The sequence below is a fragment of the Polaromonas jejuensis NBRC 106434 genome (assembly GCF_001598235.1).
Lineage (GTDB): Bacteria > Pseudomonadota > Gammaproteobacteria > Burkholderiales > Burkholderiaceae_C > Polaromonas > Polaromonas jejuensis.
On the sequence record NZ_BCYO01000020.1, the window covers coordinates 1 to 16,193 of the forward strand.

A 16,193-nucleotide genomic window follows, 5' to 3' on the forward strand; every position below is an offset into this window, starting at 1 on the left:
GCGATTGGCCAATGCCCCCATGGCCACCCGATCGAGCAAGTCTTTTGCCCGGGTGTGGCGCTCGGTCTTGCCCACGCCCTTCATCTTCAGGCTGAAGGCCACGTTGTCGAGCGCGCTAAGGTGAGGAAACAGCGCAAAACTTTGAAACATCATGGCTGTGCCGCGATCGGCTGCGGGCCGGTCGGTGATGTTGCGGTTTTCCAGCAGGATGTCGCCGCTGCTGACCGACTCGTGGCCCGCAATCATGCGCAAGGTGGTGCTTTTGCCGCAGCCCGAGGGCCCCAGCAGGCAGCAGTAGCTGCCGCTTCGGATGCGCAGGTTGATGCGGTCCACTGCGGGACTGCCTTGCGCATAGCGTTTGGTCAAGGCGACCAGTTCAATGGCTGCGGATGGCGGGGGGGACTTGGTCGCGGGCACGGCTGCGTTCATGCAGCACATTCAGCAAAACACATGCCAGCCTTGTGTACGGTTTAAATCATGAATTGCATACAAAATTGCCCGCCGTTGGTGCTCAATTGCCCGGATCGGGTGCGATTCCGGTGTGCCGCCTGCACTCAAACGAGACGCTCCCGAAGATCTTGTGGCCAGGGCGGCGATGGCGATGAGCTCGGTGAACGTCATGAACAACGTGTTGCTGCTCAAAAGATGGGCGCCGAGGGGCGTTAAATCGGGCTCTGGCGCTTGTGGATCATGCGTGAGTAGCTATAAAAACAGGAGCGCCTTCCAAGCTGTTGCGCAGGCGCCGAAGGCGGCAGGGCTTTCCTGAAATTTATAACGGGATGAGTATCCAGCCAGGCAAATCAAAGCCAGGGCTAAAAAAGTCCTTACGACGTGGGGGCCTGGATTTCAGCGCCTTCCACCAGAAAGCGCACCCGCCTGACGCCCTGCCACTCATCGGCATCGAGCCGGAACGCCAGTTTGACGCGCGCGGGCAGCGACTCGGTGTGGCCAAACCAGATGCCGTCCACCGGCTGGCCCTGGTGCTTGAGCTTGAGGGCCAGGTGTTTTTCACCGACCAGGCGCTGCGACAGCACCTCCACCTCTTCGCTGAAGGTGGGGGCCGCAAAGCCCTGGCCCCAGACTTCCCGATGCAGCGTGTCCACCACGTCGGCGCGGCGGTATTCGGCGGGTAGCGGGCCGTCGGTGTCCAGGCGGCGCGTGAGGGTGGCGGCGTCCAGCCATTCGTGGGCGACCTGCTGCAGCGCCAGCTCAAAGGCCTCGAAGTGTTCTTCGGCAATGGTGCAGCCGGCCGCCATGGCGTGGCCGCCAAAGCGCAGCAGCACGCCGGGGCAGCGCTTGGCCACCAGGTCCAGCGCATCGCGCAGGTGAAAGCCGGGAATCGAGCGGCCCGAGCCCTTGAGCTCATGTTCCTTGCCCGGCGCCTGGCTGGCGGCAAACACAAAGGTCGGCCGGTGCAGCTTGTCCTTGATGCGCGAGGCCACGATGCCGACCACGCCCTCGTGGAAGTCCGGATCGAAGATGGCGATCGCCGGCGGCGGCTCCTCATCCTCGTCAATCATGGCGTCGGCGGCCAGCTGGGCCTGCTCGCGCATGCCGGCCTCGATGTCACGGCGTTCGCGGTTGATGCCGTCCAGCATTTTGGCCAGCTCGTCGGCGCGTGCCGCGTCGTCGGTGAGCAGGCATTCGATGCCCAGCGTCATGTCGCTGAGGCGGCCGGCCGCGTTGATGCGCGGGCCGAGGGCGAAGCCAAAATCGAAGGTGGTCGCGACCGCTGCCTGCCGGCCTGCCGCCGTGAACAGGCCGGCAATGCCGGCGGGCAGATGCCCGGCGCGTATGCGTTTGAGGCCCTGGGCGACGAGCCGGCGGTTGTTGGCGTCCAGCTTGACCACGTCGGCCACGGTGCCCAGCGCCACCAGCGGCAGCAGGGTGTCCAGCTTGGGCTGATCTTGAGCTGTGAACAGGCCGCGTTCACGCAGCTCGGCGCGCAGGCCCAAGAGCACATAAAACATCACGCCCACGCCGGCAATCGATTTGCTTTCGAAGCTGCAATCGGGCTGATTCGGGTTGACGATCACGTCGGCGTCGGGCAATACCACCTGGCCGTCCCTGAGCGCGGGCAGGTGGTGGTCGGTCACCAGCACCTGCATGCCCAGCGCCTTGGCGCGGGCCACGCCGTCCAGGCTGGCAATGCCGTTGTCCACGGTCACCAGCATGTCGGCGCCGCTGGCCTTCACCCGGTCGGCGATGGTCGCGGTCAGGCCGTAGCCATCGACGATCCGGTCCGGCACCAGGTAGCTGACGTTTTTCGCGCCCAGCAGGCGCAGGCCGCGCAGGGCCACGGCGCAGGCGGTGGCACCGTCGCAGTCATAGTCGGCGACCACGCAGATGTGCCGGTCGGCGGCCATGGCATCGGCCAGCAAGCGGGCGGCTTCCTGCGCGCCGTGCAGCGAGCCGGGGGGCAGCAGCCGGGCCAGGCCATCGTCCAGCTCCTGTGCCGTGTGAACGCCCCGCGCCGCATAGAGCTGCGCCAGCAAGGGGTGAATGCCGGCCTGCTGCAGCGCCCAGACGCTGCGCGGCGGCACGTCGCGTACCTGTATTTTCATCGGGTGGTAGATCTTTACTATTGTTTTTATAGCTTCCCAAGCTCATTCCATAGAGGCTTGGGGGCTAAAAGGTTTGAAATTCTGGCCCAGAGGCTGGCCTGGCTGCTGTCAAACGTGCGGGCACCGCGCTCACCGCACAGCGTCAGCTGCACGCGCTCGCCGGCCCGCTGGCGCGCCAGCAGGGCAGCGATGTCGCCGGCATCCAGCGCGGCCCAGGCTTGCGCGTAAGCCGCCCAGTCATCGTTAAAGACGGCCTGGGCCAGGCTGCGCGGCATGCTGATCTCGCCATCCGGCGCCTGCGCCGCGGCCGTCGCCAGCGCGCCCGTGCCGCTGAGCCAGAAGGAATTCACCGGCAACTGGCGCCGGGCCACCCGAACCTCATTCAGCGGGTGGGTGTAGAGCAGCATCTGCATTTCGTTTTGCAAAAGCCGCATTTTCCCGGCTGCTCCGCCTTTTACATCGTCCTTTTCGCTGGGCAGCCACGGGTCCACGTTGCTGCCCAGCACCCGGTCCAGCGAGGCGCTCGGCAGGGTGCGGAACAGCTCGCCCTCGGCCAGCCAGCGCTCCGGCCCCAATTCCTGCGCATAGTGCAGCGTGATGCCGTCGGTTTCAAAATACGGCTGCATGGCCGCCAGCAGGGCGCGGGACTCCTCCTCGCGCAAGGCCAGGGCGGCCGGGTCGGTGAGGATGGCGTGCTCGCGGCCCATGGCCCAGTGGCAGGGCGTGATCCAGGCCCAGCCCCGGCTGCTGTCGGCCCGCAGCCGCTCCGCGGCGTCTTTGGCGGCCCACGGAATCAGGCCATCCGGCGTTTCGGCATGGGCCAGGCCCAGCGCCCGGGCCAGCGCGCGTTCGTGCGGCGGCGACAGGGTTTGCGCATCCTGTACATCGTTGTGCACTTCCTTCATGCCTTGCAGCAACTGGTGGAGCTGGCGCGTGCTGCCTTCTGGCAGGGCCTTCATGGCGGGCAACCAGTGGTCGGAGTTGCAGACCGCAAAGGGAATCAAGAGGTGATGCGGCGCCGGGGCGGTGCGTGATGCGGGAAGGGCTGACATGGCGCTATTGTCCGGGATGCCACAATTGTCGACATGCAAATCCCCTACGAGCTGATTCTGGGCTGGCGCTACACCCGCGCCGGCCGCGCCACCCGGCGCAACGGCTTTATCTCCTTTATTTCGGGCGTGTCCATGCTGGGCATTGCGCTGGGTGTGGCCGCGCTGATCATTGTGCTGAGCGTGATGAACGGCTTCCAGAAGGAAGTCCGCGACCGCATGCTGGGCGTGATCTCGCACATCGAGGTGTTCGCCCCCCAGGGTGCCGCCTTGCCCGATCCGCAGAAAACGCTGGCCGAGATCAGGGCCAACCCGAATGTCGTCGGTGCTGCAACTTTCATAGCGGCACAGGCCCTGCTGGCACGCGGCGAAGACATGAAAGGCACTTTGGTGCGGGGCATTGACCCGGCGCTGGAAGGGCAGGTGACCGACCTGGCCGTGGAGCTGGAGAAAACCGCCTTTCCGAAACTCGTCAGCGGCGGCTTTGGCGTGGTGCTGGGCGGCGAGCTGGCGCGCGCCATGGGCGTGCGTGAAGGCGATACCGTCACGCTGATTGCGCCCAGCGGCCAGGTCACGCCGGCCGGGGTGGTGCCGCGCCTCAAGCAGATGACGGTGGTGGGCACCTTTGATTCGGGGCATTTTGAATACGACTCGGCGCTGGTCATGATGCACCAGGATGACGCTGCCAAAATTTTCCGGCTGGAGGGGCCGACCGGCATCCGCATCAAGCTCAAGGACCTGCACCAGGCGCGTGAAGTCGCGCTGGAACTGTCCCACAGCCTGAGCGGCGACTTGCTGATTCGCGACTGGACGCGGCAGAACAAGAGCTGGTTTGCCGCCGTGGAGCTGGAAAAACGCATGATGTTCATCATCCTCACGCTCATCGTGGCGGTGGCGGCCTTCAACCTGGTCAGCACCCTGGTCATGACGGTGACCGACAAGCGCGCCGACATCGCCATCCTGCGCACCCTGGGCGCCAGCCCGCAAAGCATCATGGGGGTGTTCATGGTGCAGGGGGCCATGGTCGGCGTGATAGGCACGCTCTCCGGCCTGTTGCTGGGCCTGGGCATTGCCTTCAACATCGACGTCATCGTGCCGGCGCTGGAGCGGCTGCTCAATGCCAGCTTCCTGCCCAAGGACATCTACCTCATCAGCCGCATGCCCAGCGAGCCGCAGTACAGCGACATCATGCCCATCGTCGTCATTTCCCTGATTCTGGCTTTTCTGGCCACCATTTACCCCAGCTGGCGCGCCAGCCGTGTGAACCCGGCGGAGGCCCTGCGCTATGAATAATATGACCCCCACGCTCCCCTCTTCGAGTGGTTCGCTGCCCCCCGAGGGGGCCGCCCCGCCTGCGGCCTGGCAAAGCCAGATCCGCGGCCGGAACCTGGATGGACAAGGGCCCGAACCCGCCCAACTGCAAGGCGAAGTCGTGCTGCGCGCCAGCGGCCTGACCAAGCGTTTTACCGAAGGCCGGCTCGACGTGACGGTGCTGCAGGGCGTGGACCTGCAGGTGCACCGCGGTGAGGCACTGGCCATCGTCGGGGCTTCGGGTTCCGGCAAAAGCACCTTGCTGCATTTGATGGGGGGGCTGGACGCTCCAAGCAGCGGGCAGGTCGAACTCAAGGGGCAAACCCTGTCGGCGCTGTCCCCGGCCCGGCAGGGCGCCTTGCGCAACCAGCACCTGGGGTTTGTGTACCAGTTTCACCACCTGCTGCCGGAGTTCAGTGCGCTCGACAACGTCGCCATGCCACTGTGGATCCGGCGCCGGGAGCGCGAGGAGGCTGCGCAGGTGGCCATGAAAATGCTGGCCGATGTGGGCCTCAAGGACCGCGTCCATCACCGCCCTTCCGAGCTTTCCGGCGGCGAGCGCCAGCGCGTGGCAATCGCCCGGGCCCTGGTCACGCAGCCGGCCTGCGTGCTGGCCGACGAGCCCACCGGCAACCTGGACCGCGCCACCGCGGACGGTGTGTTTCAGCTGATGCTGAAACTGGCCCGCGAGCATGGCACGGCCTTTGTGATGGTGACGCACGATGAGGCGCTGGCCGCGCGCTGCGGGCGGCAGTTGAGGCTGGTGTTGGGCCGTTTGTCCGAGGTGGGATGAAGAGGGCGCCTGGCCATGGGCGCCGCCCTGGCCGCAAAAATAGCCGGCCTGCGGGGTGCCGGCAAGGCCTTGGCGGGCTTTTTCGGCAGGCTTGACGCGCATATATACCCGTTTTCGATCCCCGGTGTTTGGGCGCGAGTCCAGGCGGTGTGGCGGTAGTCGGGGATAATCACCGGCTCGCGCGTTTCGATGGGCCTCTTCAGGCTCATGAAACCTTTCCGCATGCCGTGGTAGCCCATCGCTTCCGGTTCCAGGACAAAGCTACAGCCCGCATGACAGATCACTACACCACCCTTGGACTCAGCAGCGCTGCGACGCTGGCCGATGTCAAAAAAGCGTTTCGCCAGAAAGCGTCTTTCTGGCATCCCGACAAAAATGCCGCGCCAGATGCCGCAGCGCGCTTTCGGGCGGTGCAAGAGGCTTACGAAGTGCTCTCCGATGCGGACAGGCGCCAAGCCTACGACGCTAACCGCCGCCGTAACCTGCTCGACAGTCCCATCGATACGGCGCGTGAAATCTGGAAAGCTTATTTCAATCCATTACTTTGATACGTGCATGACACGAAGGATCCGGTGACATGAGTATCTCCCCCTTTTTCCGCCATCTGCGTTCGGCCTACCAGTCCGAAATGGAGGACTTGACATTTGACTCCGACGGACGCGATGTGCTGCGCCAGCGCCTGGCCGACAAACGCAAGGAAATCAGTTTTCTGCTGCAGATGATGGAGCTGTGCCCCGAAATGGTGGCCGTGATCTTTCATCAGGGTTTCCGTTTCCAGCAGCCTGCCCAGATGGATCAGCTGCTCGGCCTTGAGGCCGATGAATTGCCGGACTGGGGCGGCCTGGCCGAGGGCATCGAGATGACCCCCTGGGCCAGTGAGCTGGCCCAGGCCGTGCTGAAAGCGCCTGGCGGCGAGTGGTTTTTGACGGTGGCGGCAGCGCTGGAATACATGGCGGGCAAGCCGGCTGCGGCGCCTGCCATGCAAGACGACAGCGAGGAATCCGATGACGCAGGGGCCAATGAAGACGCCGATCATCAGGAGGACTTTGACGCGGATGAAGACGGTGATGAGCGCGCAAGCAAAGAGGCGGGCGCCGACTGGCTGGTCGAGCAGGGCTTTGACCGCAAAGATTGACAGATAGATTGAACGTGAAGCCCTTATGAACTACCTTGCCCTTATCGAAAAGACCCAAACCCTGATTGCTGCCGGTGACATCGTGGGCGCTGAAGGCGCACTGGTCGAACTGGCCGACACCGAAGGCGACGCCGCGCTGATGGTGGTGCTGGATCAGTTGCCGCCCAAAGACATCCTGGCGGTGATCCGTGAATACGACAGCTCGAAGGAGTCGGTGATCAACCTGCTGGTCACGCCCGAGCAGTTCGCGCGCGCGGTGGTGATTGAAAAGCAGTACAAGGACCTGACCCGCACCCACTTGCGCGGCATGGTGAACGCCATCGTTTTTAGAGAAGACGCTGATCCGCTTGAATTTTTAAACGCGATTGGCGATCTGGAGGGCGGCAGCGAAGCCCTGGCCGACTATTTCACTGAAAAATGGGCCCGTGTCGAAGCCTTTGCCCGCACCGGCACCTTTGATGCGATGAAGGACACCGGCGAGCTGCTGTCCAAAGCCGCTCTGCAGGCTTCAGCCTACGAGAAACCCGGCGTCGAGCGCGACGAAATTGCCGATCACGACTGGATGGAGCTGGCGTGGCTGTTGCGTTATGAGTGCCCCGACCTTTTCATCGAAATGCTGACGGTGCTGCGCGTGAAGGCACGCGCTTACGACTTGATGATGGCCGATGGCGTTGAAGAGGAGGGCGACGCTGAAGAGGACGATGGCAAGGTAGAAACGGGGGACACCGATCGCGGCCAGGTGACGCCTGCCGCGCGTGAGTCGGATGAGGAGTCAGCGATTTAAAAGCGGCTGGCCCCAGAAAGCAACACCTGTTCACGATGTCAACGCACACCATCGACACGCCCGCAGCCATCTCGCTGTATGACGCACGCCCATTTTTTGAAAAAGCGCTGCAGTACGGCGTGCGGAACGGCATCATCGACCGCCAGAAGCTGGAGGCCATTTGTGCCGATGCCCCGAAAGGCATGGTGCAGATTGCGCGCTACTTTGGCAACGAGTTTTTGCGCCCCGATCTTGAAAAAGCCAAAGACCGCATCGTGAATCTGGTCGGTCTTTACCTTGAAAGTACCAGCGCCGGCGACTTGCGGCAAGCCGCCGAGTCCTTGCGCGATCATTCGTTTTTGTCCCGCTCCAAAGGTGGCTCGGACATGCTCAAGGCCCTGCTGGCCATGCCGCAGAACAGTCACTTTGGCATGAATGCGCGCAGCGGTTTCACCGATGACCAGATTCCTCTCCTTGCCAAATGGTCGCTGCGAAGTCTGGCTGACTATCAAGCCGAACTCGCCAAGCGCAGCGAGGTGGGGCAGGTGATGGACGCGGCCATTTGGCTGGCAGACGGCTTGGGGATGGATGCCGCCGAGCTGGAAGACGCCGGCAAGGATGCCGAAGCGATCATCCGCACAGCGCTCCTGACGCTGGCGACCGGCCGCAGCGAGATGCCCGACTGGATCGCGTTTGAGAAAATGGTGACTGCATTGCGCAAAAAGTACGGGGTGGCCCAAGCGGCCGGGAACGCCAGGGCCAGCCAGCCGGGCTTCCCCATCGTCGTGCCGGAAAGCCTGCCCGCTCACTTCAGGGCGGTGGTGGAGGCGGTGCGGCAGTCGGTGATGGCGGATGTGCCGAAAATTCTGGATTCCACTTTGCCCGCCCGACAGCTTTTTGACCGAAGCCCCGCATTCATGGGCCGCTATTTTTGGCTGGAAGACGGCTTGAGCGAAGTGGACCACCATGACAGACTGGCATCCGCAGCCTGGAACAAAGCCACCGGGGGGCACAGCGATGACGGCTCGCTGCTCACGCTGTTTGTGTGCGTGGCCGCGGGCGCTGCTCCCAAAACGCTATTGACCGAAAAAGCTGCCGCAAGCCTGATTCGCAAGATTCAGAAAACCGGCTCCAGGCCGGGGTTCAACCCGGACCTGGCGCGTCAATACATCCTGAATCATGCCCCCGCGCAGCATCAGGACGACTATGCCCGGTTGTGGGCGGACTTCGTTGAGGAGGCGCAGAACACGCTGCAAAGCGATTCGGCATATGCGCAGCAAGACGCGCTGGCTTTATTGCGGCGTGAATGCCATGTGAAATAGGGATGGCTTCGGCTTTGTGAGCCTGCGGCTATCGCTCTGAGCCGGCAGGGCGGCGCGTCAAAGAATCCGGTTAAACCAGGCCAGCGACAGCCCGGCCGACAGCAGCGCCAATGCCGCCGCGGCCAGCGCCAGCAGTCCGGAGATTTCGGTTTCCTTTTTCTCGACCGTCAATTTGGAACTGAGGGTTTCGTAAACTTTTTTGAGATCGGACGCTGAGCCGGCGTAAAAGTATTCGGCCTGCGTGGCTCGGGCGATGCTTTTAAGGGTTTCCTCGTCAAGCTTGACGCGCATGGACCAGCCTTCAAAACCGATGATTTCACCCTCCACCGTGCCTATGCCTACGGTGTAGACGCGCACCCCGCGGTCTGCCGCCAGCTTTGCCGCGTCGAGTGAATCCACACCGGAGGTGCGCTGGCCGTCGGTCAGCAAAATGATGGCGCCCGAGGTGTAGGAGCCGGGCGCTACCGGTATGAAGTCCTTCTTGGCATCCTTGCCGCTGGCGTCCTCTTTGGCGGTCTGGTCCAGTGAGATGCCGCGGGTTCGCTCGCGGCCGTATTGCATGGAGGCGAGATCGATGCCGGCATCGGGAAACAGTTCGGCCAGCGCCATCACAATCCCGTTGCCAATCGCCGTGCCGCGCTGAAGCTGGAATTTGTCGATGGCCGATATGAGGTCTTCGCGGCTCAGGGTGGGCTGCTGCACCACGGCGGCAGTGCCGGCAAACGCCACAATGCCGACGCGCACATTGCGCGGCAAATCAGCCAGAAAGGCCTTGGCCGCATTTTGCGAGGCCACCAGGCGGTTGGGCTGTACGTCGGTCGCCCGCATGCTGCCCGACACGTCCATGGCCAGCATGATGGTTTCATTTTGCGAGGGCAGGCTGACGACGGCAAACGGGCGTGAAGACGCCACCAGCATGGCCGCCAGGGACAGCAGGAACAGCAGCGGCGGAATATGCCGGCGAATGCTCTGGCCCTTGCCCATGGCTTCGCGCACGATGGACAGGCTGGCGTAGCGCAAGGCCATTTTTTTCTTGCGGCGCATGAGCCAGACATACATCACCACCAGCAGCGGGAGTGCCAGCAGCAGCCAGAGAAATTGGGGCCAGAGAAAAGTCATCGCAGGGCCTTGGGCGGTGGTTCAGGCGGCGTGCTGCAGATGGGCGGGCAGCCTGCCGCCTGCGGCATGGGCGCCCGATGACTGGCTGCGGCGCTTGCGCAGATCGGTGAAGCGCAGGATGGCGTCGACAAGATCGTCATCGGTCGAGAGCTCCAGCGTGTCAACGCCGGCGCGCGCCAGGGCTTGCCGCAACTCGGCTTCGCGCTGGGCGGCAATGCGCGCGAAGCGTTTGCGAAATCCCGCGTCATGGGTGTCCACCAGCAACTGCTCGCCGGTTTCGGCATCGCGGATGGGAATCAGGCCCAGATCGGGCAGCTCAAGTTCCAGGGGGTCGAGCAGGCGCACCGCCACCACTTCGTGCCGCTGGGCCAGTAAGCCCAAGGGCTTTTCCCAGCCCGGCTCGCTGATGAAATCGGACACCACAAACAGGGTGGAGCGGCGGCGTACCAGGTTGCCGGCAGCTTCCAGCAACTCATGCAGGCGGGTGGGGCCGGCTCCGGCATCCGCTTCATTTGCCAGGGGCCGTGTCTGCAGGGTATGCAGCAGGCGCAGCACATGGTGGCGGCCGCCGCGTGCCGGAATCACGGTATCGACGCCGGACCCATACAGCACGGCGCCCACCCGGTTGCCATGGCGCGTCAGCATGCGCGCCACGACGGCAACGAAGTCGGTGGACACATGGCGTTTGCGTTGCTCGCCGGAGCCGAAATCCACCGACGGGCTCAGGTCCAGCAAAAACCAGGCGCTCATTTCGCGGTCTTCGGTGAAGACGCGCACATGGGCTTGCTGAAGGCGGGCGGTCACGTTCCAGTCGATGTGGCGCACGTCGTCGTGGTACTGGTATTCGCGCAGGTCCGCCAGATCCATGCCCGTGCCGCGCAGCAGCGTGCGGTAGTCGCCCTGCAGCAGCCCGTCGAGGCGGCGCAGTACGGTCCACTCGAGGCGTCTGAGCAACTGCTCTGCGTCGGATGAAGGCCTGCTCATGGGCATGCTCCTGACGGCGGCAGCGCCGAGGGCGCTTTATTCAAGCCGGGGCCGCGGAACCGGCTTTGCCGGGCCGCAGGCGCAGCGGCCCCCCCGGGGGGCAGCGACCCGCGTAGCGGTGGAGCGTGAGGGCTCATTCTAGGCGGCAAGTTTTTCATGCTCAAGCGGTTTGGCGGGTGGCGGAATTTTGGCCATGATCTTGCCCACGACCTGATCGGCAGACAGCCCTTCGGACAAGGCTTCGTAGGAGAGCACGAGGCGATGGCGCAGCACGTCCGGCACCAGGTCGGCCATGTCTTCAGGCAGCGCATAGCTACGCCCACGCATCATGGCCAGCGCGCGCGCGCCTTCGGTCAGGTTGATGGTGGCGCGGGGGCTGGCGCCAAAGGTGATGAAGCGCTCCAGCTCCTTGAGCCCATGTTTGGCCGGGTTGCGGGTGCTGGAGACCAGACGCACCGCATATTGCACCAGAGAGGGGTCCACATAAATGCGCCGGCATTCGGCCTGCAGGGCGGTCAGCTGTTCGGTGCTGGCCACGGCCGATACGGCCACTGCGGGGCCGGTGACGCGCTGGACGATGACGAACTCTTCCTCGTCGCTGGGGTAGTCCACCAGCACCTTCATCATGAAGCGGTCCACCTGTGCTTCCGGTAGCGGATAGGTCCCTTCGGTCTCAATCGGGTTTTGCGTCGCCATCACCAGAAAAGGTACGGGTACTTTGTGCGTGTGGCCCGCAATCGTCACCTGCTGCTCCTGCATCACCTCGAGCAGCGCGCTTTGCACCTTGGCGGGCGCGCGGTTGATTTCATCGGCCAGCAGCAGATTGGTGAACACCGGCCCGAGGGAGGTGCTGAATTCGCCGGTTTTCTGGTTGTAAATGCGCGTGCCCACCAGATCGGCCGGCACCAGGTCGGGCGTGAACTGGATGCGCTTGAATTCGCCGCGCACGGTGCTGGCCAGCGTTTTGACGGTGAGGGTCTTGGCCAGGCCGGGAACGCCTTCCACCAGCAAATGGCCCTGTGCCAGGATGGCCACCATGACGCGTTCCAGAAACCGGTCCTGCCCGACCACCACGCGTTTGACTTCGTAGAGGATTTGCTCCATCAATTGCGCGCTGTCCTGGCCGGCAGTTACATGATCGGGGTTGGTCGAGTCCATGGCGGTCCTTCAGAAGGGGGGCATGCCGGCAGCCGAGGCTGCGTTTTCAATCGGCACGGCAAAACCAATGCCGATAAACGTGCGTTGCTGGTTGGGGTTGTAAATGGCGGTCACGATGCCCACCACTTCACCGTCCATGGTGACCAGGGGGCCACCGGAATTGCCGGGGTTGGCTGCGGCATCGAACTGGATGAGGTTGGTCATCTGCTGCTTGCCCACGGGGGAGCGGAAAGTGCGCTGCAGCCCGGAGATGATCCCGGCCGATGCTGAAGGGCCAATGCCAAAGGGATAGCCCACGGCCATCACCTGATCGCCCGGCGCCAGATCGGCGGTGGAGCGCAGGGTGGCGGCTGGCAGGTCGTCAGGGATGGTGTGCGCCTGCAAGACAGCCAGGTCGTTTTCGGGTTGCACACCCGTGATGGACGCGGTGGATTCCAGACCGTCTGCAAACGTGACCTTGATGGTTTCGGCGCCTTGCACCACATGCAGGTTGGTCAGGATGATGCCCTTGTCCACGATGACCACGCCGGTTCCCACGCTACGGTCGACATCTTCCTTGCCGTCCTTGCCTTTCGTGCCCTTGCCGAGGCCAACCACGCGCACCACCGAGGGGCTGATGGCGTCATAGGCTTTCGCGGCGGGGGAGGGCAGGGTGGTGGTTTCCAGGGTCTTCAGCACCGCTGCGTTGATGTTCTCCTGGGTGAGTTGGTGGGCCGCAGGCTGCATTGACAGGGAGAAATTGATGGCCAGCAGCAAAGCCAGCAAGCCCACCACACACCAGAGGAGGTAGACATTGTGGACTGACCAGCGCTTGATCGGGTCGGGACGGTTTGGTGGCTCTGCGGATGGCGGCGCTTCGCCGCTCGGCCCGGCCGTGGCCCCGCTCCCACCGTGGCCGTGGCTGGAGCTACTGTAAAGGGCAGGCCTTCGCATCCGTTCACCTGTGAGGTCAATGACAAAAACCGAGGGTGTGACAGCTGCACCGTATCACGATTTTTGCATTTTTGCACGTCATCAAATCGCTATATTGACGGGTATCAGCAAGCGTTTGTAGCGCCTGCTGACCCAATGACGGGCTGGCCGGCCGCTACGGTTCAGCTGGTTCCGGCGTTGGCCGGTTTGCGCAGCAGGGTGAGCGCCAGTGCGGCGGAGGCGAGCATGAGAAACAGGCTGACGGCGTTCAGCACCGGCGTGGCGCCTTCACGCATGCGGCCATACATCATGACGGTCAGCGGTGCATCCGAGCCCACCAGCATCAGTGTGGTGTTGAAGTTCTCAAAGGACATCAAAAACGAGATGGCTGCCGCACCCAGCAGCGCGGGTTTGAGCGCCGGCAGCGTGATGGTGGCGAAGACTGCCGCGCGCGAGGCGCCCAGGTTGTAGGCGGCCTCTTCCAGGGTGATGTCGAAGCGTTTGAGGCGCGCGCTGATGATGAGGGTGGCAATCGACACGATGTAGGAAAACTGTCCCAGCACCACCAGCGACAGGCCGGGGCGCAGAAAATCCAGCTCCAGACCCCACATGTCGTTGGCCAATTGCGCCAGCCGGCTGGCAAAAGCCAGGATGGAGATGCCCAGAATCACGCCCGGGATCACCAGCGGGGCCAGCATCAGCAAGGACAGGGCCTGCTTGCCCGTAAACCGGCTGCGCTCAATCAAAAAGGCATTGGTGGTGCCCACCAGCACCGCCAGCAGCGTGACCCAACTGGCCACCACCACGCTGGTCCAGAGGCTGGCCAGCAGCGGGCCATCGGCGAACAGGCCGGTGCGGCCATTGTGTGAACTGCGGCTGCCCAAAAACCAGTCGAGCGTGAAGCCGCGCCAGGGCGGGGCGGGGTAGGGCGCGTCATTAAAAGCAAACAGCGCCACCACCACCAACGGCAAAAACAGGAAGGCGAAAAAAGCCATGCCGTAAACCAGCGTGCTGGCACGCAGCCAGGCGGGGCGGGGCAGGGAGGCAATCATGAGCGCTGCATCACTTCGCCGAACTTCTGGCCGGTGAGCTTCAGGCCCAGCCAGACGATGGCAGTGGACAAGCCCAGCAGCAAAAAGCCGAAGGCGGCTCCCTGCTCCCAGTTGAAGCGGGTGATGAACTGGGTGTAAATCTGCTCGGTAAACCAGAGGGAGTTTTTGCCGCCGAGCAAGGTGGGCGTGAGGTAGTTGCCCAGTGTCAGCATGAAGACCACGATGCAGCCGGCCAGAATGCCGGGCGCCGCATGCGGAATCACGATCTGGCGCAGGATGGACGGGCCGTTGCCGCCCAGGTCGTAGGCCGCTTCGATCAGGGCGTCGTCCAGGCTTTCCAGGGCGCTGATCAGTGGCACCACCATGAACAGCATGGAGGTATATACCAGGCCGACCAGAATGGTGGCGTCGCGGTAGAGCATTTCCACGGGCACACGCGTGATGCCGAGTTGCACCAGCAGGGCGGGCAGCACGCCGGACTCGCGCAGCAAGATCATCCAGCCCAGCGTGCGCACGGTTTCGCTGACCCAGAAGGGGATCAGGCACAGCACCAGCAACAGCGACTTGACGCGGCCGCGCACCAGCTTGGCAATGGTCCAGGCCACCGGAAAGGCCAGCAGCAGCGTCAACAGGGTGGCGAAGATCGACATGAGGGCGGTGCGTACAAAGGTGTGCCAGTACAGCGGCTCCTCAATAAACGTGCGGTATTGCGCGAGGCTGGGTGCGTACTGCCGCGGGGCGATGCGTTCGCGCAGGGACAGCACCGCCAGGTCTACGTGCGGCAGCACAATCAGGCCCACCAGCCAGAGCAGGGCCGGCGCCAGCAGCAACAGCAGCATGAGCCGGGCCTGCGGCGCTACGGCTGCACCCGTTCCAGAGGGGCTGAGCTCAGTGGGCATGAGCCCGGGGGGCGGAGGCCGCAAAACAGACGGCGTGCTGCGGGTCAAAGCTGAAGGCCACGGTCTCTCCGATACGCAGGTCGGCAAAACGGCCGGTTTGCGGCAGGGCGACGCGAAACTCCGCGCGCGTGCTGGCTTCCCGCAGCAGCGCCGCAGAGTTGGCGCCATCAAACAGCAGGCTTTCGACCTGACCCGCATGGCGGCGCTGGCCGGCCGGCAATTCGCCGGGGTTGCGTGCGAGGCTGACGGCTTCGGGGCGGACAAAGGCCTCGACGGCCTGCCCGGGGTCAATCCGGCCCGCGGCCCGGGCGAGCATGGGCATGCCCTGCCCCGTTGTGAACGCGACCAGGCCGTCTTGCCCGGGCGCATCCGTCGCGCTGGCATGCCCGGAAATGCGGTTGTTGGCGCCCACAAAACCCGCGACAAAAGGGGTTTGCGGCTCGTAATAAAGCTGCTGGGGTGTGCCCACCTGCTCAAAGCGGCCGGCGTTCATCACCGCGACGTGGTCCGACAGCACCAGCGCTTCCGACTGGTCGTGCGTGATGTAGACAAAGGTGGTGCCGAAGTCCGCCTGCAGCTGCTTGAGCTCTATCTTCATGTGCTCGCGCAGCTTGAGGTCCAGCGCGCCCAGCGGTTCGTCCAGCAACAGCAGGGTGGGCTCCAGCACCAGGCTGCGGGCAATCGCCACGCGCTGCCTTTGGCCGCCCGAGAGCTGGTCAACGCGCTTGTCCTGCATGCCCGGCAGGCTCACGCGCTCGAGCATGGCCCCCACTTTTTTGGCAATATCGGCGCGCGGCAGGCCGCGTCGCGCCAGACCGTAGCCGACGTTTTCGCCCACCGACATCATGGGAAACAGCGCCAGGTGCTGAAACACCATGTTGACCGGCCGCCGGTTGGGCGGCACGCCGTTCATCGGCTGGCCGCCGATGTGGATCTGGCCGGTGTCGGGCGCCAGAAAGCCGGCGATCATGCGCAGCAGGGTGGTTTTGCCGCAGCCCGAGGGGCCGAGGATGGAGAAAAAGCTGCCCCGCTCGACCGTCAGGGACAGGTCCTTGACGGCGGGCTGGCCCCCATAGTGTTTACCGAGGTGTTCGGCTTGCAGGTCTGCTGGCACCGTTGGCGTCGCCGGCTG

General features: G+C 64.0%; 17 protein-coding genes. 6 read left to right on the forward strand and 11 right to left on the reverse strand.

Annotation, left to right across the window (positions count from 1 at the left end):
• The 4 genes from PJE01S_RS18345 to PJE01S_RS18355 all read right to left on the reverse strand — a co-directional run.
• The coding region (locus PJE01S_RS18345) for an ABC transporter ATP-binding protein (RefSeq protein WP_157090384.1) at positions 1–429 on the reverse strand (429 nt) is incomplete at its 3' end.
• A 9-nt stretch (positions 430–438) separates the two neighbouring features.
• Entirely contained in the window at positions 439–642 is a 204-nt protein-coding gene (locus tag PJE01S_RS25595; protein ID WP_169804399.1) for a hypothetical protein, read from the reverse strand.
• A gap of 182 nt (positions 643–824) precedes the next feature.
• On the reverse strand, positions 825–2,564 hold the full coding sequence (gene recJ / locus PJE01S_RS18350) for a single-stranded-DNA-specific exonuclease RecJ (protein ID WP_068835102.1): 1,740 nt from the start codon (positions 2,562–2,564) through the stop codon (positions 825–827).
• 26 nt (positions 2,565–2,590) lie between these two features.
• On the reverse strand, positions 2,591–3,616 hold the full coding sequence (locus PJE01S_RS18355; protein WP_068835103.1) for a hypothetical protein: 1,026 nt from the start codon (positions 3,614–3,616) through the stop codon (positions 2,591–2,593).
• Between the two features lie 33 nt (positions 3,617–3,649).
• On the opposite strand from PJE01S_RS18355, the gene PJE01S_RS18360 reads away from it, so the two are divergent.
• The 6 genes from PJE01S_RS18360 (at position 3,650) to PJE01S_RS18385 (ending at position 8,937) form a co-directional block, all read left to right on the forward strand.
• Positions 3,650–4,906, forward strand: coding sequence for a lipoprotein-releasing ABC transporter permease subunit (locus tag PJE01S_RS18360; RefSeq protein WP_068835104.1), 1,257 nt, complete (start codon positions 3,650–3,652; stop codon positions 4,904–4,906).
• Positions 4,899–5,717 (forward strand): lipoprotein-releasing ABC transporter ATP-binding protein LolD, encoded by an 819-nt coding sequence (gene lolD / locus PJE01S_RS18365; RefSeq protein ID WP_281178627.1) that lies wholly within the window; start codon positions 4,899–4,901, stop codon positions 5,715–5,717. Before PJE01S_RS18360 ends, lolD begins: the two co-directional genes overlap by 8 nt.
• A gap of 272 nt (positions 5,718–5,989) precedes the next feature.
• On the forward strand, positions 5,990–6,265 hold the full coding sequence (locus PJE01S_RS18370; RefSeq protein WP_068835105.1) for a DnaJ domain-containing protein: 276 nt from the start codon (positions 5,990–5,992) through the stop codon (positions 6,263–6,265).
• A gap of 29 nt (positions 6,266–6,294) precedes the next feature.
• A complete protein-coding gene (locus PJE01S_RS18375) occupies positions 6,295–6,852 on the forward strand; it encodes a hypothetical protein (RefSeq protein WP_068835106.1) in 558 nt (185 codons plus the stop codon).
• Positions 6,853–6,877: 25 nt separating this feature from the next.
• The gene (locus tag PJE01S_RS18380) at positions 6,878–7,636 is read left to right on the forward strand and encodes a hypothetical protein (RefSeq protein WP_068835107.1); all 759 of its coding nucleotides are present in this window, start codon (positions 6,878–6,880) and stop codon (positions 7,634–7,636) included.
• A 35-nt stretch (positions 7,637–7,671) separates the two neighbouring features.
• Complete coding sequence (locus tag PJE01S_RS18385) at positions 7,672–8,937, forward strand: hypothetical protein (RefSeq protein ID WP_068835108.1); 1,266 nt, start codon at positions 7,672–7,674, stop codon at positions 8,935–8,937.
• Positions 8,938–8,994: 57 nt separating this feature from the next.
• Here the strand turns inward: PJE01S_RS18385 and PJE01S_RS18390 are convergent, their stop codons facing one another.
• The 7 genes from PJE01S_RS18390 to PJE01S_RS18420 all read right to left on the reverse strand — a co-directional run bounded on the left by PJE01S_RS18390 (position 8,995) and on the right by PJE01S_RS18420 (position 16,175).
• Entirely contained in the window at positions 8,995–10,056 is a 1,062-nt protein-coding gene (locus tag PJE01S_RS18390; RefSeq protein WP_068835109.1) for a VWA domain-containing protein, read from the reverse strand.
• A 21-nt stretch (positions 10,057–10,077) separates the two neighbouring features.
• The gene (locus PJE01S_RS18395) at positions 10,078–11,040 is read right to left on the reverse strand and encodes a DUF58 domain-containing protein (protein WP_245660847.1); all 963 of its coding nucleotides are present in this window, start codon (positions 11,038–11,040) and stop codon (positions 10,078–10,080) included.
• Positions 11,041–11,178: 138 nt separating this feature from the next.
• Complete coding sequence (locus tag PJE01S_RS18400) at positions 11,179–12,198, reverse strand: AAA family ATPase (protein WP_068835111.1); 1,020 nt, start codon at positions 12,196–12,198, stop codon at positions 11,179–11,181.
• A 9-nt stretch (positions 12,199–12,207) separates the two neighbouring features.
• Entirely contained in the window at positions 12,208–13,131 is a 924-nt protein-coding gene (locus PJE01S_RS18405; protein ID WP_068835112.1) for a S1C family serine protease, read from the reverse strand.
• Between the two features lie 161 nt (positions 13,132–13,292).
• The gene (locus PJE01S_RS18410; RefSeq protein ID WP_068835113.1) at positions 13,293–14,162 is read right to left on the reverse strand and encodes an ABC transporter permease; all 870 of its coding nucleotides are present in this window, start codon (positions 14,160–14,162) and stop codon (positions 13,293–13,295) included.
• On the reverse strand, positions 14,159–15,061 hold the full coding sequence (locus PJE01S_RS18415) for an ABC transporter permease (protein WP_068835114.1): 903 nt from the start codon (positions 15,059–15,061) through the stop codon (positions 14,159–14,161). The genes PJE01S_RS18410 and PJE01S_RS18415 overlap by 4 nt, the downstream gene beginning before the upstream one ends.
• Positions 15,051–16,175 (reverse strand): ABC transporter ATP-binding protein, encoded by a 1,125-nt coding sequence (locus tag PJE01S_RS18420; RefSeq protein ID WP_068835115.1) that lies wholly within the window; start codon positions 16,173–16,175, stop codon positions 15,051–15,053. The genes PJE01S_RS18415 and PJE01S_RS18420 overlap by 11 nt, the downstream gene beginning before the upstream one ends.
• Positions 16,176–16,193: the final 18 nt, after the last annotated feature.